This window comes from Leptotrichia sp. OH3620_COT-345, from assembly GCF_003932895.1.
Taxonomy (GTDB): Bacteria; Fusobacteriota; Fusobacteriia; order Fusobacteriales; family Leptotrichiaceae; genus Pseudoleptotrichia.
In genome coordinates this window covers 1-204 of record NZ_RQYW01000245.1, presented here as the reverse complement: position 1 = coordinate 204, position 204 = coordinate 1, and the positions used below count along the sequence as shown (strand labels likewise).

Annotated in this window: 1 protein-coding gene; it reads left to right on the top strand. The window is 34.8% G+C overall.

All coding sequences use genetic code 11. The features are described from left to right. Positions 1-22: 22 nt before the first annotated feature. Positions 23-204, top strand: a 182-nt coding sequence (locus EII29_RS11915) for a hypothetical protein (RefSeq protein ID WP_148096466.1), incomplete at its 3' end; no start/stop codon positions are given.

The window sequence follows — 204 nt, the reverse complement described above, 5'->3', positions numbered from 1 at the left end:
AGGAGACCATCATGGAGGTTTATTGGAACAAATAGTAAGAACAATAAGAAAAGATAAAGCTCCAATAATAGAAATATCAATACAAAAGGGTGAAAATGAACAACCGCTTATAGGAATGACGGAAAAGAGAAGACTTTCAGAAGTAGGAGTAGATAAAGACGGGAACAGACAGTCCTATATACAAGGCTTTATAAACGGAATAAC